23 protein-coding genes and 2 pseudogenes are annotated in these 25,114 nt (G+C 45.5%); 16 read left to right on the top strand and 9 right to left on the bottom strand.

Going from position 1 to position 25,114, the window contains the following annotated elements; all coding sequences use genetic code 11:
* Positions 1-51: 51 nt before the first annotated feature.
* The 5 genes and pseudogenes from LJ046_RS00875 to treR all read right to left on the bottom strand — a co-directional run bounded on the left by LJ046_RS00875 (position 52) and on the right by treR (position 3,727).
* Positions 52-486: an ATP-binding cassette domain-containing protein gene (locus LJ046_RS00875; RefSeq protein ID WP_002880233.1), complete on the bottom strand. Its 435-nt coding sequence runs from the start codon at positions 484-486 to the stop codon at positions 52-54.
* Positions 479-628: pseudogene (locus LJ046_RS10670) on the bottom strand (MerR family transcriptional regulator); the annotation flags it as partial. The gene LJ046_RS00875 and the pseudogene LJ046_RS10670, both read right to left, overlap by 8 nt.
* Positions 629-796: 168 nt before the next feature.
* A complete protein-coding gene (locus tag LJ046_RS00865) occupies positions 797-1,072 on the bottom strand; it encodes a YSIRK-type signal peptide-containing protein (RefSeq protein WP_002879835.1) in 276 nt (91 codons plus the stop codon).
* 284 nt (positions 1,073-1,356) lie between these two features.
* The gene (gene treC / locus LJ046_RS00860; protein WP_002879836.1) at positions 1,357-3,009 is read right to left on the bottom strand and encodes an alpha,alpha-phosphotrehalase; all 1,653 of its coding nucleotides are present in this window, start codon (positions 3,007-3,009) and stop codon (positions 1,357-1,359) included.
* Between the two features lie 10 nt (positions 3,010-3,019).
* The gene (gene treR, locus LJ046_RS00855) at positions 3,020-3,727 is read right to left on the bottom strand and encodes a trehalose operon repressor (RefSeq protein WP_002879837.1); all 708 of its coding nucleotides are present in this window, start codon (positions 3,725-3,727) and stop codon (positions 3,020-3,022) included.
* A 213-nt stretch (positions 3,728-3,940) separates the two neighbouring features.
* Here treR and LJ046_RS00850 point away from each other — a divergent pair, with 213 nt between their 5' ends.
* Entirely contained in the window at positions 3,941-5,806 is a 1,866-nt protein-coding gene (locus LJ046_RS00850) for a beta-glucoside-specific PTS transporter subunit IIABC (RefSeq protein ID WP_002879840.1), read from the top strand.
* Positions 5,807-5,863: 57 nt separating this feature from the next.
* Here LJ046_RS00850 and LJ046_RS00845 read toward each other — a convergent pair whose 3' ends face one another.
* Both LJ046_RS00845 and LJ046_RS00840 read right to left on the bottom strand, forming a co-directional pair.
* Entirely contained in the window at positions 5,864-6,049 is a 186-nt protein-coding gene (locus LJ046_RS00845) for a hypothetical protein (protein WP_002879841.1), read from the bottom strand.
* Between the two features lie 153 nt (positions 6,050-6,202).
* A pseudogene (locus tag LJ046_RS00840) lies at positions 6,203-6,598 on the bottom strand (transposase); the annotation flags it as partial.
* Between the two features lie 401 nt (positions 6,599-6,999).
* Here LJ046_RS00840 and LJ046_RS00835 point away from each other — a divergent pair.
* Positions 7,000-7,656 carry a hypothetical protein gene (locus LJ046_RS00835; RefSeq protein WP_231128054.1) on the top strand — a complete coding sequence of 219 codons (657 nt, stop codon included), beginning with the start codon at positions 7,000-7,002 and terminating at the stop codon, positions 7,654-7,656.
* A 54-nt stretch (positions 7,657-7,710) separates the two neighbouring features.
* On the opposite strand, the gene LJ046_RS10115 is transcribed toward LJ046_RS00835, so the two are convergent.
* The gene (locus LJ046_RS10115; RefSeq protein ID WP_002879402.1) at positions 7,711-8,181 is read right to left on the bottom strand and encodes a hypothetical protein; all 471 of its coding nucleotides are present in this window, start codon (positions 8,179-8,181) and stop codon (positions 7,711-7,713) included.
* 575 nt (positions 8,182-8,756) lie between these two features.
* On the opposite strand from LJ046_RS10115, the gene LJ046_RS00830 reads away from it, so the two are divergent.
* The 4 genes from LJ046_RS00830 to LJ046_RS10280 all read left to right on the top strand — a co-directional run bounded on the left by LJ046_RS00830 (position 8,757) and on the right by LJ046_RS10280 (position 10,794).
* Positions 8,757-9,770, top strand: a complete 1,014-nt coding sequence (locus LJ046_RS00830) for an NAD(P)H-dependent glycerol-3-phosphate dehydrogenase (protein ID WP_035176719.1) — start codon at positions 8,757-8,759, stop codon at positions 9,768-9,770.
* Between the two features lie 136 nt (positions 9,771-9,906).
* Complete coding sequence (locus tag LJ046_RS00825) at positions 9,907-10,275, top strand: helix-turn-helix transcriptional regulator (protein WP_002879399.1); 369 nt, start codon at positions 9,907-9,909, stop codon at positions 10,273-10,275.
* A 98-nt stretch (positions 10,276-10,373) separates the two neighbouring features.
* Complete coding sequence (locus tag LJ046_RS10285; RefSeq protein ID WP_231128052.1) at positions 10,374-10,598, top strand: hypothetical protein; 225 nt, start codon at positions 10,374-10,376, stop codon at positions 10,596-10,598.
* Entirely contained in the window at positions 10,573-10,794 is a 222-nt protein-coding gene (locus LJ046_RS10280; RefSeq protein ID WP_231128051.1) for a hypothetical protein, read from the top strand. Before LJ046_RS10285 ends, LJ046_RS10280 begins: the two co-directional genes overlap by 26 nt.
* A gap of 317 nt (positions 10,795-11,111) precedes the next feature.
* On the opposite strand, the gene LJ046_RS00815 is transcribed toward LJ046_RS10280, so the two are convergent.
* Positions 11,112-11,999 (bottom strand): DNA/RNA non-specific endonuclease, encoded by an 888-nt coding sequence (locus LJ046_RS00815; protein WP_002879398.1) that lies wholly within the window; start codon positions 11,997-11,999, stop codon positions 11,112-11,114.
* A 337-nt stretch (positions 12,000-12,336) separates the two neighbouring features.
* On the opposite strand from LJ046_RS00815, the gene LJ046_RS00810 reads away from it, so the two are divergent.
* From LJ046_RS00810 to LJ046_RS00765, 10 genes are all read left to right on the top strand, one after another.
* Positions 12,337-15,408, top strand: coding sequence for a glycoside hydrolase family 68 protein (locus tag LJ046_RS00810; RefSeq protein ID WP_002879397.1), 3,072 nt, complete (start codon positions 12,337-12,339; stop codon positions 15,406-15,408).
* A gap of 163 nt (positions 15,409-15,571) precedes the next feature.
* Positions 15,572-16,801: an LCP family glycopolymer transferase gene (locus LJ046_RS00805; protein ID WP_002879396.1), complete on the top strand. Its 1,230-nt coding sequence runs from the start codon at positions 15,572-15,574 to the stop codon at positions 16,799-16,801.
* Positions 16,802-17,040: 239 nt separating this feature from the next.
* Complete coding sequence (locus tag LJ046_RS00800) at positions 17,041-18,021, top strand: LCP family protein (RefSeq protein WP_002879395.1); 981 nt, start codon at positions 17,041-17,043, stop codon at positions 18,019-18,021.
* A 253-nt stretch (positions 18,022-18,274) separates the two neighbouring features.
* The gene (locus LJ046_RS00795; protein ID WP_002879394.1) at positions 18,275-18,871 is read left to right on the top strand and encodes a sugar transferase; all 597 of its coding nucleotides are present in this window, start codon (positions 18,275-18,277) and stop codon (positions 18,869-18,871) included.
* A gap of 16 nt (positions 18,872-18,887) precedes the next feature.
* Positions 18,888-19,664 (top strand): DUF4422 domain-containing protein, encoded by a 777-nt coding sequence (locus LJ046_RS00790; RefSeq protein WP_002879393.1) that lies wholly within the window; start codon positions 18,888-18,890, stop codon positions 19,662-19,664.
* The gene (gene glf, locus LJ046_RS00785; RefSeq protein ID WP_072557683.1) at positions 19,571-20,800 is read left to right on the top strand and encodes a UDP-galactopyranose mutase; all 1,230 of its coding nucleotides are present in this window, start codon (positions 19,571-19,573) and stop codon (positions 20,798-20,800) included. The genes LJ046_RS00790 and glf overlap by 94 nt, the downstream gene beginning before the upstream one ends.
* A 220-nt stretch (positions 20,801-21,020) precedes the next feature.
* Positions 21,021-21,926: a glycosyltransferase family 2 protein gene (locus LJ046_RS00780; RefSeq protein ID WP_002879390.1), complete on the top strand. Its 906-nt coding sequence runs from the start codon at positions 21,021-21,023 to the stop codon at positions 21,924-21,926.
* The gene (locus tag LJ046_RS00775) at positions 21,919-23,037 is read left to right on the top strand and encodes a glycosyltransferase (RefSeq protein WP_002879388.1); all 1,119 of its coding nucleotides are present in this window, start codon (positions 21,919-21,921) and stop codon (positions 23,035-23,037) included. Before LJ046_RS00780 ends, LJ046_RS00775 begins: the two co-directional genes overlap by 8 nt.
* A 20-nt stretch (positions 23,038-23,057) precedes the next feature.
* Positions 23,058-23,816 carry a DUF4422 domain-containing protein gene (locus LJ046_RS00770; protein WP_002879387.1) on the top strand — a complete coding sequence of 253 codons (759 nt, stop codon included), beginning with the start codon at positions 23,058-23,060 and terminating at the stop codon, positions 23,814-23,816.
* Positions 23,817-23,857: 41 nt separating this feature from the next.
* Positions 23,858-25,066, top strand: coding sequence for an EpsG family protein (locus LJ046_RS00765; protein ID WP_002879386.1), 1,209 nt, complete (start codon positions 23,858-23,860; stop codon positions 25,064-25,066).
* Positions 25,067-25,114 lie beyond the last annotated feature (48 nt).

Genomic DNA, 25,114 nt, shown 5'->3' with positions numbered 1-25,114 from the left:
CGAAAAAACTGACGACTTCCTTACTTTGGAAATCGCCAGTTTTTTTGTTTTCTAACCTAAAATTGCCTTGTCGCTGGCGAATTCCTCGCCAGATACGACTTCAAACTGGTGGAGCAATTTCTCCACTGTTAGTTTCTTCATTTCTTCACCCTTGATGTCTAAAACGACCTTGCCGTCGTTCATCATAATCAAGCGGTTGCCGTGGGCAATGGCATCCCTCATGTTGTGAGTTACCATAATCGTGGTCAGCTTGTCTTCTTCGACGATCCGGTCTGTCGCCTTCAAGACCTTCTCCGCCGTCTTCGGGTCCAGTGCAGCCGTGTGTTCATCCAAGAGAAGAACTTTCGACTTGAGCAGAGTTGCCATCAGCAAGGTCAAAGCCTGTCTCTGCCCGCCGGACAAAAGGCCAACTTTAGCAGTCAACCGGTCTTCCAGACCCAGGTTGAGCACCTGCAGCTTTTCCTTGTATTCAGCACGGAACCTCATCTAGCACTTCTTTAGTGTAGCGACGTTGATTGGAGGCAGTTCTAAGCGGCGTAATCAGTCCTTCAGCTTCTCAATTGCGGAGAGTTGACTTGGCAACGTTAAGATACTCAGCTGCTTTTGATATGGACATGTATTCGCTCATCGTTTCTTCCTTCCAATCTTTTGATACCGGCATTATATAAAAAATTGGTAAGAAACGTTGCTGTTTAGCATTGGATAAAATGGATAATTTTTAGCAGTCACATCCTTTTCCGGGATGCTGGTTTCCGTAGTCGCCGCGCTGGTTTTTGCTGGTTCAGTAGCCTGCTTGTTACAGCGGCTTGCTTTTGCTCATCAGCAGGAGGGGCCGTTCCTTCTGTAGTAGATTCGCTATTAGTCTTCTCTGCAGTTTCTGTAGTAGATTCGCTGCTAGTGCTTTCTTCAACTGTAGTACTAGAGCTTGTACCAGCTGCCCGCTACCTACAAAAAAGCTGGTGCCTAAAGCGACTGCTACCGGGCCAATCGATAATTTTCGAAAGCCAAACTTTTCTTTCCCGTTTAATTTGCTGTTGAAATTGGGATCGCGTTTGTGGCTCACAATTATCATTCCTCTATATTTTTATCTTAAAGAGAAATACATTATGGCAAAAAATTAGATATACCGTTCAAACAACGATATACAGTTCTGTAAATTACACTCAATTGGGTATAAGAAAAGGACTTCCTCTACTTGTAATCAAAATGAACTATATTAAAGTAAGTACTTATAAATAATTTTAGCAAAAAATCATCGTAATAGATGATCAAATAACAAAAATAACGAATATTAGCAAAAATACCTTGCAAACATGAGACTTTTGTCTAAATCTTGCAAGGCATTTTCACATTTTATTAAATTCTAAAGGCCAAACTTTCGTATGGCCGCAGGCTCAATTCACCTGGCAGGCAGCTGAGCTCTCTTTGGTAGTTGTCCAAAAGAATCTGGCCGCATTCCTGCAGGTCGCTTGGCACGGAGATCACGGCTTCTTTTCCATAGAAGTTGTTGAAGACAACCAACTTTTCCCCGTCCAGCTCTCTGACATAGGCAAAAACTTGCTGGTCATCCGGCAGGATTTCCCGGAAGCCGCCGGCAGAAATTACTGCTTCCTGTTTTCTTAAAGCAATCAGCTTCTGGTAGAAGGCGAAAATTTCTCCCTCAGCCAGTTCTTTTTTGACATTGATTTCGTCTTGGTAGGTTGGCAGAAGCCACGGCTTAACCTGGCTGAAGCCGGCGTACTTGCTATCGTCCCAGTGCATTGGCACCCGGGAGTTGTCTCGGGACTTGGCCTTGATGATTGCAAAAGCCTCATCCTCGCTCATTCCCTTGTCCAGCAATTCCTGGTAGGCGTTCTTGCATTCCACGTCCACGTATTCGTCCATTGACTGGTAGTCCGGGTTGACCATCCCCAGTTCTTCTCCCTGGTAGATGAATGGCGTTCCCCGCAAAAAGTGGATCGTGGCCGCCAACATTTCCGCTGACTTTTCCCGGTAGTGGACCGGATCGCCGAAGCGGTTTAAGGCCCAAGGCTGGTCGTGGTTGTTCCAGAAGACAGCGTTCCAGCCGCCGCCTTCGGTCATCCCTGTCTGCCAGGAACTGAGCAGGCCTTTCAGCTTCATGAAGTCAAACGGCGTCTTAGTCCACTTTTCCCCGTCCTTGTAGTCGACCTTCAAATGGTGGAAGGTGAAGACCATGGACAGCTCCTTTTCCTTAGGGTTGGTGTAGCGGACGCTGTTGGGGATAGTCGTCGAAGACATTTCCCCAACCGTGATAGAGTCCTCGTCTTGGCCAAAAGTCGTCCGGTTCAGTTCCTTTAAGTAGTCGTGAACCACTGGCGTATCGGTGTAGAGAGTTTTTTCTTCGGTTGGGTCAGTGGAGTCGACCAGATCCTCACTCTTGCCAATCACGTTGATGACATCGAAGCGGAAGCCCCGGACCCCCTTGCCCCGCCAGAAGTTGACCACGTCTTCCAGTTCCTTTCTGACTTCCGGATTGTGCCAGTCCAGATCAGCCTGGGTCGGGTCATAGAGGTGGAGGTAGTAAAGGTCAGTGTCGCCAAATTTGGACCAGGCCGGGCCGCCGAACTTGGACTGCCAGTTGTTTGGCAGGCTGCCGTCAGGCTTGCCGGGCCGCAGGTAGAAGAACTTCCGGTATTTTTCATCCCCGGCTAAAGCTTTCTTGAACCATTCATGTTCAGTTGAGCAGTGGTTCAAAACCATGTCCAGCATCACGCCCACGCCGATGTCCGCTAATTTGGCCTGCAACTCTTCAAAGTCAGCCATCGTGCCAAAAAGGGGATCGATCTCCCTGTAGTTGGCGATATCATAGCCGTTGTCGTTTTGCGGGGAAACATAGAAGGGGTTGAACCAGATCATGTCTACGTTCAGCTTCTTGATATAGTCGATCTTCTCGATAATGCCCCGGAGGTCCCCGATCCCATCGCCGTTAGCGTCGTAGAAGGACTTTGGGTAGATCTGGTAGATGACTTTTTGACCTAGATTTTGCATGTTTTTTCTCCTATATTTTGCTGCGGCGAGCAAAGTCAATAAATCTGAAACGGTTGGGATTGTGGTAAGAGGCGGTCAGCTGGAAGAGGGAGGTGTCCTCTAAGTAGACCATGCTTTTCACTAAAACGGCTTTCCGGTCGGGGTCCAATTCCAGCATCTTGGCTAATTCCTCGCTCACGATCTGCACGCTGACGTCTTTAACCGCGTAGGAAATCTTGAGGCCCATCTCGTTTTCAAAGTAGTCATATAAGGAATGTTCCGCCACAGACGGGCTGATTTCCTTGACGTACTTGGTGGAGATGTAGTCTACGTCTAAAACGTCCGGCTCACCGTCAATGATTCTGAGCCGCTTGACCTTGATAAAAGGCTCCGTGTTGTCGCAGCTGAAGTCGTCGGGAACTTTCTTGACTTCCTTGATTTCCAAAAGCTTGGTCTCTGCTTTTAGTCCCAGGGACTGGTTCAGTTCGTTAAAAGTCGTGATCCTGGAAATTGGAAAGCTCAAGCGGGAAAAGTCGAGGACGATCGAGCCTTTGCCTTTGATCTTCTGGATTAATCCCAGGCTGGTTAAGTCTTCCAAGGACTTTCTGACCGTGTTCCGGGATGCCCCGTAGAGATTGGCCAGTTCGTTTTCGCTGGGCAAAAAGCTCTTGGGCGGGTAGATCCCGTGCCGGATCTTGCCGGCCAGGTCTTGGGTAATCATGTCTTGCTTGGCAGTCATTTTTTGCCTCCAAATTCTTTTCTGCCTCCATTATAGCCGGGCGTAGGTGGCTTTTCAACATGTATGGACAAGATAATCTGAAGATAGAAACCGGAAACAATAGCGGTAATAAAATAATCTGCAAAAAGTATTGACAACTTGTATGCACAAGTATAAGATAGAGACAGTTAAGAGAAAGCGGTTACCAGTCGCTAAGTTTTTTGGAGAATGAATATGGCAAAGAAAGATTACAGCGGCCTGGCGAAGACGATCATCGCCAACGTCGGCGGCAAGGAGAACATCAACAGCTTGATTCACTGCATCACGCGCCTGCGTTTCTACCTTAAGGATGAAAGCAAGGCCAACGATGAAGTTTTAAAGGAAACTGACGGCGTTATCGACGTAATGCACGCTTCCGGCCAGTACCAAGTGGTCATCGGCAACGCGGTTACCCAGGTCTACGACGCCGTGATGGCGGAACTGGGCGGCCTGCCAGAAGGCGGCGAAGCAGCCGAAACTAAGGAAGATGATGGCAAGAACCCGGTTTCCAAAGCTTTTGGCAACTTGATCGGCTTCATTACTGGCTCCATGAGCCCGGTGGTCGGCGTTATTGCTGCTTCCGGTATCATCAAGGGGATCCTGGCACTCTTGACTTTGCCGCAATTAGGGGCCCTTTTGAACGTGAAGAGCACGGCTTATATCACGGTCAGCGCTATGGCGGACTCAGCCTTTTACTTCCTGCCAATTTTGGTTGGCTTCGCCGCTGCTAAAAAGCTGAACGGTGATCCAATCGTGGCCGCGGTAATCGGCGGGGTCCTAACTTACCCGCAGCTGGTTACTTGGGGCGGGCAGTACAAGACCATGTTCAGTCTGGGCGGTTTCAACTTCCAGTTCTTGAACTACACCTACTCAATCTTCCCGATGATCCTGGCCGCCTGGCTGGCTAAGAAACTGGAAGACTGGCTGAGAGACCACCTGCCGGATTACTTGCAGATGATCTTCACGCCGATGATTACCATCTTGCTGGTTTCAGCAGTTACCTTGATGATTACCGGTCCGGTGATCCAGGGCGTGGCCAACGGGATTGCGGACTTGATCAACTGGGTTGTTTCAGCTTCTGGCTGGATCGGGGGTCTGTTGATCGGTGCCTTCTACCAAGTTCTGGTTATCTTCGGTTTGCACTGGGGCGTTGTGCCGCTGGTTGCCCAGCAGATTGCCCAAAGCGGCCAGAGTTCATTGAACGCGATTATTTCTGCGACTATGGTTTCCCAAGGGGCGGCAGTTTTGGCTGTAGCCTTGAAGACTAAGAAGAAGGGGACCAAGACTTTGGGGATCTCCGCAGCTGTTTCAGCCTTCTGCGGGGTTACGGAACCAGCGATCTACGGGATCAACCTGCGCTTTAAGAAGGTCTTTATCTCCGGTTTGATCGGGTCAGCAGTCGGCGGTTTGATCACTGGCTTGATGCACGGGACCATGTACGGCTTTACTGGTTCTTTGATCGGTTTCTCATCCTTCTTCAACCCGAAGAATCCAAGTGACTTGACTAGCTTCTACGCCTTCCTTCTGTCCAGCGCGGCAGCTCTGGTAATTTCCTTCATCGTGGCCTGGGTTTGGGGCTACAATGACGAAATGGTTGCCGGCAAGAAGGTTGAAAAGAAGCAACGGCCAGGCAGTGAAGCTAAGCAAAAGAGCGAAACTTTGACTGCTCCGGTAGCTGGCAAGGTGATTGCTTTGTCAAGCGTCAACGACCCAGTTTTTTCAACTGGTGCCATGGGTGAAGGCTTCGCGGTAGTGCCAACTGAGGGCGTGGTTAAGGCTCCGGTTGACGGTGAAGTAGCAGCCTTGTTTGAAACTGGCCACGCGATTGGCTTGAAGACTACGGCTGGCGCGGAAGTGCTGATACACATCGGGATCGACACGGTTATGCTAAAGGGCAAGGGCTTTAACGTCAAGGTTGCGCAAGGTGACCTGGTTAAGGCCGGGCAAACTCTGATCGAGTTTGACCTGGACGGCATTAAGGAAGCCGGCTACGACCCAACGGTCATGACGGTAGTTACTGACAAACATGACGTGGACATTAAGTTGCCAAGCGTTGAATAATTTATAGACAAAAAAGGCGTCATCCCACGATTTGGGGATGGCGCATTTTGCGCTTATTTAGCTTTCTTCTTCGCTGCAGATAGCGATGACCCGCATCTTGTAGCCAAAGGTGTGATCTTCGGTAACCTTTTCGCCAGTGTGGTCGGTGATGACCGCGTCGATATGGCCGCCTTCAGCGACGAACTTGTCGATTTGTTCCTTGACTTGGGCAAAAGTGCCTTCAAATTGTTTGGTAAATTGCATAGTATTATCCTCCTCTCCCAAAGTTAATTTAATTTTAACCCTAAAAAAGCAAGAATAGTCTGATAATTGAAAAATTAATCTGAAAAATCGTCGCTCGGCCAGTTTTTGCTTAAAAGGGGTCAGTATAAAAACTTGTGTAAATGATTGAGAGACTTAGGAAGCCTTCCGTAATAGCTCCATTAACCGCAGGAAGAAGTATTCATCATCTGGATACTCATACCCTTTACGTCTCTCGGTCTTGATCTTATTGTTAATACCCTCAAATTTGCCAGTTGATATTCCGTATTTGGCAAACGTGTAGATCCCTCTCAAATGGCGGTATAAGAGACGTACAAACCAAATAAAGTGACTATTTTCAATTGCCTTACAGATATCTATGATCTCTTCAAGTCTGACGCACATTTCTACTTCGTCATGTGAGTTATATGCCTGATCTAGCAGGTCTTTGACGAAGTCTATTGTGAAGAAAAGCTTGTTTTCTTCCAATAGCTCGTCATACCAGTCTTCATTACCACCATGAGCCTTTATTTCCGGTGTATTGAATATTTGGAACTGTATAATTTTATGTGGGGCTGGGCGCAAGAGTGAAAGCGGCAGTAAAATAGCAAGAATAAGGCTTTTAACAGTCCTGTGCTGAGCAGGAGGGCTGTTTTTTTGTTTATACTTCTTGTTTATACTTTTTTATTAAAAATATAACTTATACTTTTTGTGTAGACATATAGAAATCGATCATATAATGTTCATAAGTGGAGAAAACAGGCTAAAAACTCTTTCAACTTGAAAATAAGCTGGATAATTTTGTTTTCAGTGAGGATAAAAGTTTAATTCTAATTTTCTTCATTTTTTGGCTTAACATCTTTCAATAGCTGAGTATAATTAAGGGCAAGTAATGGAAATTGTTTTGATACCGATATAGGAAAAGGAACCGTATTATGAAGAACAACCGTTTAATGAAAAACCTTGGTAAAGCTACTGTTGCTGCTGCTCTGCTGGCTACTGGCGTAAGCCCAGTTCTGGCCGCAACTGAAAACAAGACTGAAGTTAAGAGCAACAAGACTGCTGCTGAATCTTCATCAAAGAAGACCAGCTCACCAGAATCATCAAAGGCTTCAAGCTCATCAGAAGCTTCAAAGAGCAGCTCTTCAGCAGCTTCATCATCAAGCAAGAAGGCTGCAAAGAAGAGCACCAAGAAGGCAGCTAAGAAGGCCGCAAAGAAGAGCACCAAGAAGGCAGCTAAGAAGGCCGCAAAGAAGAGCACCAAGAAGACTACCAAGAAGGCAGCTAAGAAGGCTGCTAAGAATACCAAGAAGTCAGTTAAGACTACCAAGAAGTCAACTAAGAAGGCTGCTAAGAACACCAAGAAGGCAGCTAAGACTACCAAGAAGTCAGCTAAGAAGGCTGCTAAGAACACCAAGAAGGCAGCTAAGACTACCAAGAAGTCAACTAAGAAGGCTGCTAAGAACACCAAGAAGGCAGCTAAGACTACCAAGAAGTCAGCTAAGAAGGCTGCTAAGAACACCAAGAAGGCAGCTAAGACTGCTAAGAAGGCTGCAAAGAAGGCTAGCGCAAAGTCAACTTCAGCATCTTCAACTAGCTCAGCTAAGTAATTAATTTGAGCAAAAATAAAGGCTCTGTCATCAAGCACGATGGCAGAGCCTTTTTTAGTCTTTATTTACTTCCGGGAAAACGTACTTTTCCATGTCAGCCAAGCAGTCCGCAATTAGCCCCTGGGTCACGGTGACCTGGCGGCTGATCCCGTAGCGGCAAAGCGGCCCCCGGATCGGGTCGGTCAAAAGGTTGATCTTGCCTGCTTCATTTTCTTTTAAAGGGTAGATTTCAGTGACTTTTCCTTTAGGCGCCAGCTGCAGGTTGCTGGCCGCGGTATTTTCTGCTAAAAGGTACTTGGCAACTGTGGAGAAATTGTCGACTTTGCCATCGCTGGCTAAAACTAGTTCCTTCAGAGTCGTCGACAGGGTCAGGGCGTTCTTGATCTTGCCCTTCAAGGTCCTGGAGAAGCCGGTTGCCAGGGCCTGGGCCTGGTCGCGCTCGGCTGCTTTCTGTTGTCCCTGGACGTAACTGAGCAAGCTGAGGTTGAAGACGACCAACAAAATCAAAGTAGCCGTGATAAGCAAGTAGTCGTTTTGGTTTGCTTTCTAAGCTGTTTAAACATTGCTGAATTACGCCTTATTTGTTGTTATAATATAATATCTCCTTAATTATAATCCTCCTCGCTTAGACATATGTCCAAATTGTTGAAGGATAATCCTACTGTTCAGTATACTATAGCGGATAGTGTTATTACAAATTGATAAAATGTTATGCTGCTGAGAAAGCAATTAGGGGAAAATCGTTCGTCTTTTGAAAAAGTGCATAAAAATCGTTTAAATTCACAAAAATCCTTGTCAAATCCTATTTTACATCATACAATAGGCTATGCAAGAGTAAGCGGTTGCTTTTAATAAAGTCTTGAGTTTTTCACTTGGAGATAAATGCATAGCTGTTTTTTGTTTACACTTTTTAATATGGCTATTCTCTAACGGACGTTTCAATTGGGAAACGTCTTTTTTTGCGCGGGCAAAGGCTAATTTCTTAATAATTAGGCTGGGGTTAAAGAGAAAGTTGCCGGCTGAGTGCTATAATAGGTTAGATTAGTGGCGGCCGTTTTGCCGCCGCAAATAGGAATCAACAAACTAAGTGAGGTAATAATATGGCAAAAATCGGTGTTTTGGGAGCAGGTACTTGGGGCATGGCACTGGCCCGGATGCTCAGCAACTCTGGTCGTGAAGTGACCGTCTGGTCAGCCCTGCCGCAAGAAGTCGACGAACTCTCAAGAACTCGTCGCCAGAAGAACCTGCCGGGTATGGTTATTCCTGACGAAATTAAATTCACTAAGGAAATTGCGGAAGCCTGCCAAGACAAGGACATCATCCTGTTCGCCGTACCATCAGTCTTCGTCCGCTCAACTGCCAAGACTGCCGCTGCCTTTATTCCAGACGGGCAGATCATCGTTGACGTGGCTAAGGGGATCGAACCAGACACCCTCTTAACTTTGACTGAAGTCATCGCTGACGAATTGAATAAGGACGGCAAGCATGGCAATGTCCACTACGTTGCCCTGTCTGGCCCGACCCACGCGGAAGAAGTGGCCAAGGACCTGCCAACCACCATCGTTTCCGCCTGTGAAGACCAAGCTGTGGCCGAAAAGGTTCAGGATGTCTTCATGAACAAGAACATGCGGGTTTACACCAACTCTGACCGCTTGGGCGTTGAGCTCTGCGGGGCCTTGAAGAACGTAATTGCTTTGGCCAGCGGGATCTGTTCAGGCCTGGGCTACGGAGACAACATGCGGGCAGCTTTGATCATCCGCGGGATGGCGGAAATCAAGCGCTTGGGCCTTAAGATGGGCGGCAAGGAAGACTCTTTTGATGGCCTGGCCGGCATGGGGGACTTGATCGTTACTGCTACCAGCAAGGAAAGCCGGAATAACAATGCTGGTTACTTGATCGGCAAGGGCAAGAGCGCTGAAGAAGCCAAGAAGGAAGTCGGCATGGTCGTTGAAGGGATCAACGCCATTCCAGCCGCCTTGGAACTGGCTGACAAGTATGACGTGGAAATGCCAATCGTCTTCGCCGTTGACGCCGTGGTCAACCGCGGTGCTGATGCCCGGGAAACCGTTGACGCCTTGATGCTGCGGGAAAAGAAGTCAGAAATGACCAAGTAATAAAGTTAATTAAGAAGTCTGCGGAAGCAGGCTTCTTTTTATCTTTTCTATTCTTTTCTAAAAAAAGGCAAAAACTCTCATAAACATTTCATTTTATTACAACTTATGTTATGCTTATGTTAGGTGGTGACTTTGGATGGAAAAGAACATGATTGGCAAGTATTTGCGAGACCTGCGCCGGCGGCGGGGGATGAGTCAGCAGGAGCTGGCCCTGGCCTTGGGAGTAAGCAAGCAGACCATCTCTAATTGGGAGGTTGGCCGCAAGGTACCGCGGATGAAGGCTGTTGAGAAGATAGCGAATATTTTTGGCGTGTCCAGGAACAGCGTTCTGGCCGGGCTGCCGGTAGAAATGCTGGTGCAGGAAGGGCAGGAAGACCGCAGGGTGGTCGACTTGACCGACCGCGATATCCGTTTGACCTATCTGGGCCAGCAGGTGCCGCGGGAGTATATTGACATCATTGAGAAGCTGATGCGCTGCGATATTGCCGAGCGCGATGCTCAATAAGGCGGGAAGTTCCCGCCTTTTTCTTTTATCCAGGGGGGCGGAAGCCTTTTCAAAGGAAGTAGTATAATGAAAGAGTGATGTTAAAAAAGGGGGATAAGATGATGAAGGAGAAGAATTGGCTGACGGTCTTGGCTTTGGTGGTGGGCTTTGCCGCCATGGGAGCCAGCGTCTGGCTGAGCGCGCAAGCTGTCAAGCAGACCCAGAGAAACAGCTTGCCTAGCTATTTCCCGGTTGGCGGGGCCAAGCCGCGCTATTTTTACCGGAAAAAAAGTGGCGATTGGCAAGACGGAAGGAAGTTTGACCGGCGCTTACGCGGGTTCTGATATGGTCTGCCTCTTTGCAGACGCTAGTGGCGTTTACTGGTTCAAGGGGAACCGGGGTCAAATAGAAAAAATCGGCAGCCAGGCCCACTTCAAGAAGCTGCTTCGGCAGATCAGTTTGAATAAGCTGGAAGAGAGCTCGCTGCTGGTGAAGAAGACGGAAAAGAAGAAAAAGCAGACGAGTAAGAAATCAGAATAGGGCAAAAGAAAGGAGCCCCAACCCGCGGTTGGGACTCCTCTTTGATGTAAAAGGGAATGGCACATGGCTTCGATGCATTTTATAAATAGAAGGGAATCGAAAAAATGCGAAAGATGTTAGAAGTGTTTGAAATGAGTCGCTCGATATGCCAACATATTGTACCAAAACTGTACAAATAAGATAAAAGAGTGTGTGTAAAAATGCAATAAGAAAAGAGCATGATATAAAACCTTTACAGGAAAAGGTAGGTCCATCTCTCTTGCCTTTTCCTACTACCAATACTACACAGACCCTTGCAAAAATACAAGAAATATGCTTTAGCGCAGTGCCCGGCGGTAGCCGGCTCTTTTGGCTTCAGTTTCGGTGCGGAAGTAGACCGCGTTGGCTGAATTCATGTGGTAGCCGGCCTGGCCTGGAACGTGGTAGATCTTGGACCGGCGGTTGCCGACGATCCGGCCGGTGGTAGAAGTCTTGATCTTCTTTTTAGAAGATGTGGATTTTTTAGCAGCGGCCTTTTTAACTACTGTCTTTTTGGCAGACTTTTTCGCCGCGCCGGTAACCACGCTGGTACCGTTTGAATAGTTGAGCTTGACGTCGTCCTGGACATTGAAGATGTAGACGTGGAAGCGGACAGCGTTAGAGCCAGTGGACTGGGCCTCCATCTCAACCCCGCGGGCCAGGAGCTCCCGGCCGCGGAAGATTGGCTTGACCCGGTAGCGGATGTAGTGGCGGCTGGAGGATTTGATGTAGCTGGTCACCTGGTTTTCGTACTTGAGCATGCCCGGGTCGTTTAATTGCCGGGTCCCGGTGATCAGGTTCTTGGGGTTATTGTTTTGCCCGGTCAGCTGGTAGCCGATCAGGTGGCTGCGGTTGTAGAGCCAGCCGCCGGCGATCTTCTTGTTGTGCCAGGCGGTTGGGTTCCAGTAAAGGGGCTCTCTAGCCTTGGCCGGCATGAGCCGCTTGTTCAGCAGGGCATCGGCTTCCCCGGCCCGGTTTAAAGAGTCCAGCTTGTGGTAGCTCTGCCAGGCCCCCTTTTTAGTCGACAGGGCCTTTTTGGAAAAAGTTGGCCGGTCCTGGTTGACGGTGACAACTTTTTGCCCCTGGTAGTTGCGGTCAGCCAGGCTGCTGGCCTTGGCGTGGCTGGCCACGAGGAAGCTGGCTGAGGCCAGCAGGAGGGCCGTTAATTTTTGCATTGCTTTCTTCACGGAAATTCCTCTTCTTTACAAAATCACTTTAGTGTTAGAACAAACAACTTTGACAGTCTAACATGATTACATAAAGAAGGAATAGGCGGAAAATGGTGGAGAATATATTACAGAAAATATTACTTTGTTTTATTAAGTGAGCTTGGAGAATTAGTGGGATTTTAAAGCGATTTACCTTTAAATAGATAAGTCGATACAAATGCTACAAAAAATGTGAAAGAAATGTTGTAGAATAAAAATATTGCTTAGTGTGCTTGTTAGCTGGCTGAGTAAAATGTGTAAATATTCTATTTTTTAAGTAATAGACAGATTATTTTTTGAGGAAAAACTTAAGGTTATGAAAAAGGAAGAAAAGAAACGCGGTCTGTTCGGCAAAGATTACTTGATGCTCTCGGCAATGACCATTGGTTTGCTTGCTGGCGCGGGTAAGGCACAAACTGTTAAGGCTGATACTAAGGCTGATACTGTTGAAAAGGCAAAGACTGAAGTCAAGGCAGCAACTACTGCAACCACGACTATCGCCAACACTACGGCTGCTCCGACTAACACTACTACAGCTGATACCACGACTGCAACTAATAACAATACCGCAGCCGGCACTAACAACACCAATACCGCAAATAACGGGACTGCCAACACTGCAACTGGCAACACCAACCAAGCTACTACTGGCACGACCACTGGCACTTCGGACCCAACTAACCCAGGTTCAACCGGCACGACCACTGGTACTCCGGATCCAACCAACCCAGGTTCAACTGGTACCAACACCGGCACTAAGACTGATACTAAGAGTACTGGTAACACGACCGACAACCCGGGTTCAGCCAGCGACAACACCCAGACTCACCCAGGCTCATCTACTGGCAATACCTCCAGTGATGAAACTTCAGAACTTGGGAAGCAAAATGTCAGTGAAGACGTTTCAAATGAAAATATTGGCGAAGGTTCAATTATCAACAGCTATTTGACTAGTCAAGCAGCTAAGGACAACTACGCTAAGCTGAATAACACTGGTAAGAAGATCGTGGCTGCTGCTTTGAGAGAAGGTAGTACGGTTGACCTGGCCAAGCTGACTAAAACAGAAATCAACGCTTTAAACAGGGTTGTTTTGACTACGACTGATGATAATCAGTATACGTTGAAAGATTACGATTCAATTGCCAAGAAAATTGTAAATCGCGACAGCAGTTCTCAAATTCCACTCTTTAAGGGTGAAAAAATTGTCAATATGCCTGGCTTGGAAAAAGTAAAGGATGCTGAAACTGGTGAAGAGGCAACCATGGATATCTGGGACTCTTGGCCAGTACAAGATCCAGAAACAGGTTATGTTGAGAATTGGAATGGTTACCAATTGGTTGTGGCAATGATTGGGATCCCGCATAAGGGTGACAACCACCTTTATTTGCTTTACAGCAAATATGGTGACAACAATTTTGCCAACTGGAAGGTTGCTGGCTCAATCTTCGGTTACAGCAATGATCCATCTACAGGTCAGTGGTCTGGTTCAGCCATGCTTAACGCAGATGGTTCAATCCAGCTTTTCTATACCGATGTTGTTTACAATACCGAAAATAATCAAAGACTGGCTACTGCAACAATCAACATCGGTCAAAATGCTGATGGAGTATACATTAAGAGCGTTGAAAACGACCATGTTTACTTTGTTGGTGATGGTACTGTTTACCAAAACTTCTCACAATGGCAGAATGGTACCAACAGTAGTGTTAACAATCCACAACTGCGTGATGCGCACATCTTTAAAGACAGTGACGGAACCTACTATATTGCTTTCGAAACTGCTACCGGTGATTTGGGTGATGAAGCAGAAAGCAGCGCTCACATTTACGAATGGGGCAGATATGGTGGTAACGCTGCCTACAACTTGAGTGAGTTCCTCAAGTTAGTTGATAATGATACACTGAGCCAGCGGGCAGCAGTTGCTAATGGTGCAATTGGCTTGCTTAAGCTGGACATGAGTGACCCTAAGAACCCTCAGGTTGCTACTGACGAAAACGGTAAGCTGGTTCTCTACCGACCACTGGTAAAGACGGTTTTGTCTGGTGATGAGGTTGAACGTCCAGACTTGATCAAGTTAAACGGCAAATATTATCTCTTTACTGATGGTCGGCTTACCCGTGCAACTGATACGGATCTGTTGGCTAAAGCTAATAGTACAATTGGTGATAATGTTGCTATGCTTGGCTTTGTTTCTGATAGAGTTGACGGTGGCTTTGTCCCATTGAATGGCGATGGTTTGGTTATCGGCGCATCTGTACCTTCAAGTTGGCGGACAGCCACCTACTCATATTATGTAGTCAAGATTAATCCGGCCAACATTAAGAGTGATAAAGTTACCGTTAATGGCGTAACTTATGACAAGGATTACTTTGTTAACCACGTTGTTTTGGTTAATGCTTACATGAGTAACCGGGGAGAAGCCGCTGGTAAGGGCCTTAACGCAACTCTTGGGCCAAGCTTCCTGGTTTTGGTCGATGGTGACAAGACGACTGTCTTGGCCAACTCAACTACTGACCAGGGCGTTTGGGACTGGAACGAAAATAGTCCTAAGCCTGAACTGGCAGCTGCATCCTTAAAGGAAGCCAAACGGTCAACTGACAGTTACAGCTTCCAAGTTAACAAGGACGGCTACTGGTACCTGTACAACGATTCAACCGATGACGGCTCAATTAAGATGCAAACTGGTTTCCAATACCTGGCTGGCCAAAACAAGACGGTTTACTACGACCCAGCTACTGGCCACATGCTCTACGGCCTGCAAAAGATCAATGGCAAGACTTACTACTTTGCTCCAGGTTCAGGCGCGAGAGTTACTGGCCAAATTAAGATCAACGGCAAGTGGTACATGTTTGACAAGAAGACTGGCGTAATGCAAACTGGCTTCCAGTACATTGCCAGCCAAAAGAAGACTGTCTACTACAGCCCTAAGACTGGCCAAATGCTGTACGGCCTGCAAAAGATTAACGGCAAGTGGTACATGTTTGACAAGCGATCAGGCGCCAAGATCAGCTACCAAACGGTTGGTACTTACATCCGTCTGAAGCACAACGCCGCTCTTTACTCAGCTAAGGGCAAGAAGACTAAGGCTAAGAGTTACAAGAAGGGTCTGTACACCAAGTCTGTTGGTATCCGGATTATCAAGGGCAAGGTTTACTACAAGCTCAGCAATGGTAAGTACATCAAGGCTGGCAACATTACTGTCGGCAAGAAGCGTACTCTTAAGAAGAATGCCTACATCTATGTCAAGAAGGGCAAGAAGGTAAAGGCACTTAAGGGCGTGCAAAAGAAGGGCAGCACTAAGTACACTTACGGTTCTGTTGTGATCTTCCAAGGTAAGAAGTTCTACGCAGTAGCCAGCGGCAAGTACATCAAGTCCGCAAACTTCTAAAATCAAGTAAGCAGAAAAATCCCGCGTCAGCGGGATTTTTTTCTTTGACCAAGATGTGAAAATACTCTTCAAAAAAGATAAAAATCTGTCTGCCAGCGTCCATCTGATACCAGTTTAACTATAATGGAGATAATGACTTTTATTTCAAAAGAATAGGATACTGGTGAAGACTTTGAAAAATAATAACGATGTAAATACCAGAGTTGGCAAACGGAAAAAGCGGGGCAAAACCAAGCGTATCTTCTGGGGTATTCTGGCCGCTCTTTTGGTTGGGATTGCAGGCTTTGCTTACTACGAGTACCATACAGTCAAGAACGCGGCAGATTCAGCTTACAAGTCTGGCGGGATCAGCAGTGCTGAAAATGGAAGCAAGAATTCCGTCATCAGCAGCTCCAAGCCGATCGCAATCCTCTTGATGGGGACAGACACCGGGGCTTTGGGGAGAACTTACAAGGGCCGGACCGACTCGATCATGGTCGCGGTCTTGAATCCAAAGACCAAGAAGACGACTCTGGTCAGCTTCGAAAGAGACCAGCAGGTCAACTTGCCTGACTACCCGGACAAGTCGCCTTCTAAGTTGAACGCGGCCTATGCTTACGGCAATGCTAAAGAATTGGCCAAGGTCTTGAAGAAGTACTACAATATTCCAATCAATGCCTACGTCTTGATTAACATGGGTGACCTTAAGACCATCGTCAACAAGGTCGGCGGGATCGATATTGCTCCGGTGCTGTCTTTCAGCTATGAAGGCTACACCTTTACCGAGGGCAAAACGACCCACATGAACGGAGCCAAGGCTTTGGCATATTCACGTATGCGCTATGACGACCCGCAAGGTGACTATGGCCGGCAAAAGCGGCAACGGCAAGCTCTTTCGGCTCTTTTGAAGAAGGAGGAAAGCGCGACGACTCTGCTCAGTTCCAGCTTTATTTCCTCCCTGTCCAAGCAGGTGCAGACTGACTTAACCTTTGCTGATTTGACCTCTTTGGCTAAAAATTATCTGGCAGCTACAAAGAACTTGAAAACTGATTACACCCACGGTACTGGCTATATGCAAAACGGGGTTTCCTACCAGAAGATTTCTGTTTCTGAGCGGCAGAGAATCAGTAACTTGATCAGAAAAGCCTTGGGTCTTAAGACTAAAAAGGTAAGTACGGACTTAATCGATACTTCTACTAGCAGCTCAACCAGTTCAAGCTCAAGCAGCTCTGCCGGAAATACCCCTGGCAGCAATGCTAGCGGTTCAACGACTGCTCCTGGCTCTGATACTAATACTGGTTCCAACTATAATTCCAATTACGGGTCTAATTCCAATTCCACTTATAATTCCGGCTATGGCACGCAGGACAGCAGCCAAAATATGTACGGTCAAAACACTGGTACCGGCTACTAATCATAAAAAGTTGCAGAGGAGTTAAAGGCGAGCCTTGACTCCTCTTTTTGTATGCGGCTTTCAATCAATAGAGTTTAAATGGCGGGGAGATCTGCTAAAATTGAAGTGTTAGCTAGGCATTTGTCTAAGTTTTTTTAAAAAAACAGAGGAAAGTGGATTTGTCTGGTGCAGACCCGGAGTTTTTATATATAATGAAACTATTACATCTATTCTAAAGATTGGACATATGGTGAAAAGCTGTGAATGAGAAAAAGTTAAATACAAGAACTGAGAAGCGGAAGAAACGCAATAAGTTTTGGCGGATCTTCTGGATTGTCGTTGGGGTATTCGTGGTTGGCCTGGCTGGATTTGCCTGGTATGAATACAGTTCAGTTAAGAACGCGGCCAATACTGCTTACCGTTTAGGCGGGATCAGCAGCGCGGAAAACGGGAGCAAGAACGACGTCATCAGTAACAAGAAGCCGATGGCAGTCCTCTTGATGGGGACTGACACCGGGGCTTTGGGCAGAACATACAAAGGCCGGACCGACTCCATCATGGTCGCGGTCTTGAACCCAAAGACCAAGAAGACCACCCTAGTCAGCTTCGAACGTGACATTCAAGTCAACCTGCCGGACTATCCGGAACACTCACCGTCTAAGTTGAACGCGGCTTACGCATACGGTAATGCTGGTGAACTTGCTAAGGTGCTGAAGAAGTACTTCAACATCCCGATCAATGCTTACGTGTTAATTAACATGGGCGGACTTAAGACCATCGTCGACAAGGTTGGCGGGGTTGACATCGCGCCGGTTCTGAGCTTCAGCTACGAAGGCTACACCTTCACCAAGGGTCAGAAGACCCACATGGACGGGGCTAAGGCTCTGGCTTACAGCCGGATGCGGTATGATGATCCAGAAGGTGACTACGGCCGGCAAAAGCGGCAGCGGCAAGTGTTGCAGGCCCTGGTCAAGAAGGCTGAATCAGCCCAGACGCTGCTGAACACTAGCTTTATTTCATCATTGTCCAAGCAGGTTCAAACTGACTTGACCTTCAGCGACTTGACTTCGATGGCATCTTCATACCTGCCAGCCACGAAGAATGTCGTAACTGACTACACCCACGGCACTGGCTTTATGCAAGATGGCGTATCTTACCAGCAAGTGTCTACGACGGAACGGCAGAGAATCAGTGACTTGGTCAGAAAGGCCATGGGTCTTAAGACAAAGACGGTTCGGTAATTTAAAACAGTTAAAAATGCTGGATGCAACCATCCAGCATTTTTGTTTACAATCGTCCTTCCATTATTGATAGTGCACAATACAAGTAAAAGATGTTATACTTGAGTATACTGCGGCGAGTTGTGCTTTCGTCATAGATATATTTTGTTAGCCAAAGATTACTTAGGCAAGTTGTTTTTAGTTGTACGGGTAATAAATGATTAAAAAAGAAATATCGTCTAATTACGAAAAAAAGATAAGCGCTTACAAGTATGTGAAAAGATTTTTAGACATTGTCGGTAGCCTGCTGGCCTTGATAATTTTTTCCCCGATTTTCTTAATCTTGGCCATCTTGATCAAGAGCCGGGATGGCGGATCCGCCTTCTTTGCTCAAGAACGGATTGGCAAAGGCGGCAAGCCTTTTAAAATGTACAAATTCAGGTCAATGAAGATGGACGCTGAAGAAATTCTCAAAAGCGATCCAGAACTTTACCAAAAGTACGTGGACAACGACTATAAGCTGCTGGCTGATGAAGATCCGCGAATCACGCCGATTGGTCGCTGGATGCGGCGGACCTCAGTTGATGAGTTGCCGCAGTTCGTTAATATCCTTAAAGGTGATATGAGCATCATCGGCCCCCGCCCGGTGGTTGAAAAAGAATTGGCTGAATATGGCAACCGCAAGGATAAGTTCCTTTCAGTCAGACCTGGGGCCATGGGACTTTGGCAGGCAACGGGCCGGAGCAATATCAGCTACCCGGAGCGCTGCGACGTTGAGCTGGAATACATCGACAATATCTCTTTTACCTATGACGTAAAAATTTTCTTCCAAACAATCTTCAGCATCTTCAAAAAAGAAGGGGCTTACTAAAATAGGAGGAAACTTAGTGAAAATTAAAGTATTAGTCGCGGCCCACAAGCAGTTCCCGATGCCGGACGACTCTGTCTATCTGCCGGTCTTGGTTGGGGCGGTTAAGAACTACAAGCCAGGAATCGATTACCAGCGCGATGATGCTGGCAAAAATATTTCGGCCAAGAATCCCTATTACAATGAACTGACAGGGATCTACTGGGCCTGGAAAAACTTAAAGGACGTTGACGCAATTGGCCTGGTGCATTACCGCCGCTATTTTTACGTATCCAAGCCTCATGACCTGGACCACGTGGCTAAAGGAGCCGATTACGAGCATTTTTTGGCTGACCACGACGTGATCGTGCCGAAGAAGCGGAATTATTACATCGAAAGCAACTATGACCACTACATTCATGCCCATCCGGCAGAGCCTCTGGACAAGACCCGTGAAATCATCTCGGCTGACTATCCGGACTATCTGCCGGCTTTTGACATGATGATGAAGCGGCGCAGTGCCCACATGTTTAACATGTTCGTCATGAAGAAAGAGCAGTTTAACGATTACTGTGAATTTATCTTCAGCGTTCTTAGCAAGCTGGAAGGGCAAATCGACATTTCCGGCTACTCAGTCCAGGACCAGCGGGTCTATGGCTATATTTCTGAAAGATTGATGGACGTCTGGCTTTACACGACCAAGCAGAACTACACTGAGATGACCTGGGGTCAGCTGGGTGGCGAAAAGAAGATCAAAAAGGGAATCAACTTGATCAAGCGCAAGCTTGGTATCGGCAAGAAGCAGACCCACTTTTAAATAAAAGGAGCAAAACAAGTATGAGCAAGTATTTAGTAGTTGGTGCAGGTCTTTTCGGTGCTGTCTTTGCGCGCGAAGCAGCCAAGCGGGGCCACGAAGTTACGGTGATTGAAAAGCGTGACCACATCGCCGGCAATATCTACACCAAGGAAATTGACGGCATCCAGGTCCACCAGTATGGTGCCCACATTTTCCACACCTCAAACAAGGAAGTCTGGGAATATGTCCAGCAGTTCGCGGAATTTAACCGCTACACCAACAGCCCGGTAGCTAATTACAAGGGCAAGATGTACAACCTGCCTTTTAACATGAACACCTTTACTCAAATGTGGGGTGTCCGGACGCCGCAAGAAGCCATGGACAAGATCAACGAGCAGCGGGCTGAAATGGCGGGCAAGACCCCGCAAAACCTGGAAGAACAAGCTATTTCTTTGATCGGCCGCGACATTTATGAAAAGCTGATCAAGGGCTACACGGAAAAGCAGTGGGGCAGAAAGGCAACTGAACTGCCGGCCTTTATCATCAAGCGTGTCCCAGTTCGTTTGATTTATGACAACAACTATTTCAACGATGACTACCAAGGGATTCCTAAGGGCGGTTACACCAAGCTGGTGGAAAACATGCTCAAGGATGACAAGATCACGGTTAAACTGGAAACTGACTTTTTTGCCAAGAAGGACGAGTACCTGCAAAAGTTCGACAGGGTAGTTTACACTGGCCCGATCGATGAATTCTTTGACTACAAGCTGGGTGAACTGGAATACCGGTCCCTCCGTTTTGAAACTGAAGAAAAGGACGTGGGTAACTACCAAGGCAATGCGGTGATCAACTACACCGACGCAGAAACGCCTTATACCCGCGTCATTGAACACAAGCACTTTGAATTTGGCAATGGGGACCCGGACAAGACCATCATTACCCGGGAATATCCAGCTGACTGGCACAAGGGCGATGAACCTTACTACCCGGTCAACAATGACAGAAACAACGACCTGTACGCTCAGTACAAGGAAATGGCTGACAAAGAAGATGCCAAGGTCATCTTCGGCGGCCGCCTGGGTCAGTACAAGTACTACAACATGGACCAGGTCATCGCGGCTGCTTTGGAAGCTGTTAATGAGGAATTCGGTAAGTAATCGTGCGTGTTAGTTATCGCGGCCATGTACAGCGGTTTGGGTAGATAGCTGATCTGACACAATTGGTATCCAGTGCTTGTTATAAGCTAGTTTGTAAAGTAGGCGTTAATAAAGTGATATATATCACTTTGATTCTCCTATTCTAAGGTGAAGGTTGTTTATCAAGTCAGAAAAACGACCCGTAGAAAATACTAATAATTAGTGAAAGGATTTAGTAAATTTGAAATCAGTTGCTGCCGTTGTTGTAACTTATAATCGGAAAAAATTACTTAAAGAAGCTATCGATGCGTTATTGTCACAGAGCTTACCGGAAGCTGACGTGTTAGTTGTCGACAATGCAAGCACAGATGGCACTAAAGAATATATTACTGATTACATTGTTCAAAACAAAATTGTCTATTTTAATACAGGCAATAATCTGGGCGGCGCTGGAGGATTTAATTTCGGAATGCGGCAAGCCTATGAAGCTGGTTACAAGTATATCTGGATAATGGATGATGATGCGATTGTAAAAAAGAATGCGTTAGAAGAATTGCTTCGAGCTGACCACCTGCTCAAAGGAAATTATGGCTACTTATCCAGTGCTGTCTTTTGGATTGATGGACAACCGTGTGTGATGAATCGGCCAAAACTGATTAAAGATTGGACTAGCGATCTAGAATATTTGTCTGACGGTTTAGTAAGAACATATTATTCAACTTTTGTTTCCTTTTTTGTCAAATCTGCAACTGTTAAGGAACTTGGCTTACCAATCAAAGATTTCTTCATTTGGGGAGATGATGTAGAATATTCCAACAGGTTGTCCAAAAAGTATCCGTGCTATGTAGTCGGTAAGAGTCAGGTCATTCACAAGACAAAGGACAACAATGGATCAAATATTGCTAAAGAGCGGGGGGATCGTATTGGACGCTATAAGTTTGCTTACCGAAATGAGTGTGTTATTGCCAGAGAGAATGGTATGAAGGGGAGACTGCGGCAATTTGCTAAAGTCAATTACCACATGTTGCGGGTTATTTTTACTAGCAATCCACATAAGTTGAAGAAGCTTGGCGTGATTTTAAGTGCTTCGATTCAAGGGATCTTTTTCAGACCGAAAATTGAGTATGTTGAGGAAAAGAATGACTAAAAGAATTCTAGAAGTCAATGTTGATGACAATGGTTATAGCGGAGTATATTCCTTAATCAAACGGGTAATTGAAAATAAGCCTGCTAACTATCAGATCGATCTAGCCTGTCTTGAACCATTTGAATCGCAGGACAATATTTCCTATTTAAACCAGCTGGGGACGCAGGTTTATTACATTGGTTATCCTGGTAATAAAATTTGTAAGCAGTTTAAGTACTACGAAAATTTACAAAAAGTGGTAAAGAATGGAAACTATGATTACATTCATATTCATGGCGATGTGGCTAACAAATTGTACGTTACGGCATTGGCCGCTTACAAGGCTGACAGCGGAGCCAAAATAATTCTGCACTCGCATGCGAGCGAGGTGGATGGAGAACATCGTCAGCTCAAGCGATTTGTTCATAAGAGTTTGCGGGGCAGATTAGTAAAGTTAGCGGACCGTTATGTATCAGTTTCTGATTTGGCCTCAGATTGGATGTTCCCAAGTGTGCCTAAGTCACAAATTATTAAAATTATGAATGGAGTAGACCTAGCTGCTTTTCGCTATGATCCTGTTATCAGAAAGAACGTGCGAAATAAACTTGGCCTGTCAGGGAAGCACGTTTTAGGGCATATTGGCCGATTTGCATATCAAAAGAATCATCAATACCTAATACAAATTTTTGCTCAAGTTTACGCGCAGGATCCTAAAGCTCGGTTACTTTTGGTTGGAAAAGGGGATCTCGCAGACGTTTGCCGTCAGCAAGTACATGAACTAGGGTTAGATAAACAAGTTATTTTTTATGGATTAAGTTCTAACACTAGCGAATTATTTCAAGCTATGGATGTCTTTTTATTACCATCACATTTTGAGGGACTGCCAATTGTCGGGGTTGAAGCACAAGCTGCTGGTTTGCCAGTAATTTTCTCTGATCAAATCACTAGTGAGGCTAAAATGACTAACAATGTTTCTTTCTTGCCAATTGATGAAACAAGCTTGTCAGCTTGGCAAAGTCAAGTGATCAAGGATCTGGAATTAGGGCATCGTGACAACTATGACCTATTATCCCGTCAAAAATTGGATATTACAGATACAGTGGCTGCTTTCATGAAGCTATATAATTCGTAATCATTAAAAACGAGGTCAAAATGATCTACATTATTACCCATAAAAGAGTCAAGCTACCCAAGCTAGACAAATATCTTCCTTTGCAAGTGGGGAGTAGTTTGCATGAACACCTGGACTACTTGACTGATGATACAGGAGATAATATTTCTGAAAAAAATCCTAACTATTGTGAATTGACAGGACTATATTGGATCTGGAAAAATACAAAAGATGATTATAAGGGATTAGTACATTATCGTCGTTATTTTGGCAAAAGTGATTTCTCTTCTAGTTTTGAGCAGATATATAGTTATGATGAGCTTAAAGGCTTTTTACAGGACCATGATTTGGTGACTTCATATGTCGCTAACTTTAAGCAGAATGCTCATGATGAAATTATGATTCATTGTTGTACTGAAGAAATTTTTGGTAAGTTGCGAGCCAGCGTGGCCAAATGCAGTCCCGAATACTTATCTGATTTTGATAAATTCTTTAATCAAAACAAGGCAGTTTTATTTAATATGATGTTTTGCAGAGGGGACTTATTTGATGAATATTGTCAGTGGTTGTTTACAATCCTCTTTAACCTAGAGCCACAGGTTGATTTAAGTAGTTTGAATGCATATCAGCAAAGATTATATGGTTTCTTGTCAGAGCGGTTGTTAAATATTTGGATCTCGCATAAGGAATTGAAGGTTAAGCACTTACCGATCGTTAATACCGAAATGCCAATGAAGGAAAAAATTACTAATTACCGCCGCCAGATCACCAACCAGATCTTTTACACTTTGAAAAAATAAACTACCAAACTGTTTCTTTGGAAAGAATAAGGGAGTATAGTATGGCTTATCTGATTGCGATTTCGATGTCGCTTCTTGTGGCTGCTTTTGTGCCACGACTAATTGAAGAAACCCAACATGGAACTTTTTTACTGGTTAAGCAGCCTTGGTACAAAGATACCAAGAAATGGCAGCTAATTGGACTTGTTTCTTTATCTGCCCTACCCATCTTGCTGATTTCTTGTTTTCGTTATGGAGTGGGAACTGACTATTTTCATACATATGTCCCTCAGTTTCTATCAATTGTAAATGGTAGTTATACTCATTATTATGAACCTGGTTTTTATTTACTGAATCTGCTAGTCGCTAGTTTAACCAGTGATCCACAGTGGTTAATTGCTCTTTGTGCGCTTCTAACCCTAGGACTGGTATATGTAGTAACAGTTTTTTTATCAGATAATTATTTTATGTCGATCTTGCTGTTCTACTTGACTTATACCTACTTTGTTTCGATCAACAATATTAGACAAGCTTTAGCTTCAGCAATCTTGTTACTAGCTTTATATTTCTTAGTTCGTAAGAAGAAAATTGCTTTTGTTTTATTGACGATTCTAGCAGGGACCATGCACCAAAGTGCCTACTATTTCTTGATTATGGCGGTTCTGGATCTACTACCTCTGTCACAGCTCAGCTATCTGTTGATTAACTTAGGTTTTTACATTTTTATTAAGCTTTTAGGCAAGCGAATTTTAGCCTTATTAGCCTTACTCATTCCGCGAGTACAGATGTATCTAAATCAAGGAGCATATCTGGGTAAGACGATCGGTAAACTTTATTTGGGAGTACAAATTGCTATCTCACTAATTTACCTTTATCTAGAATACCAGCAGCGTTTTAATAGGGATTTGACGCAGTTTTCCTATAACAAGTCTTCCTTTAAGAGCCAATTGGTTGGCATGTTACAACTTGATGATCGCCAAAAACTAGGAAATTCAGCTGAAGAATGGGCAATTGCCAAGCTTTTGCAATGGATGGTTTTGATTGTATGTGCTATGGATGGAATTTTGCCAGCTACGTACCGGGTAGTTAGAATCTTTACTTATGCCCAGTTCATCTTTATCCCAAATGCAATCAGTAAATTTGGAAGAGATGACAAACGTCGCTTGATCTTGTATATTTTAGTTATTGTGATCTTTGGTATACTCTTTGTCCATGACTTTGCTATGGGCTTTGAGCAAGTCTACCCTTACAAGTCAATTTTTAACCACTAAGGGGAGTTTGAGCCGCAAGGGACAGAAATAGTAAAAATACAGAGGAAA

This window comes from Lactobacillus delbrueckii subsp. jakobsenii ZN7a-9 = DSM 26046 (genome assembly GCF_001888925.1).
Classification (GTDB): Bacteria; Bacillota; Bacilli; order Lactobacillales; family Lactobacillaceae; genus Lactobacillus; species Lactobacillus delbrueckii.
This window is presented reverse-complemented; position numbering and strand designations above follow the sequence as displayed.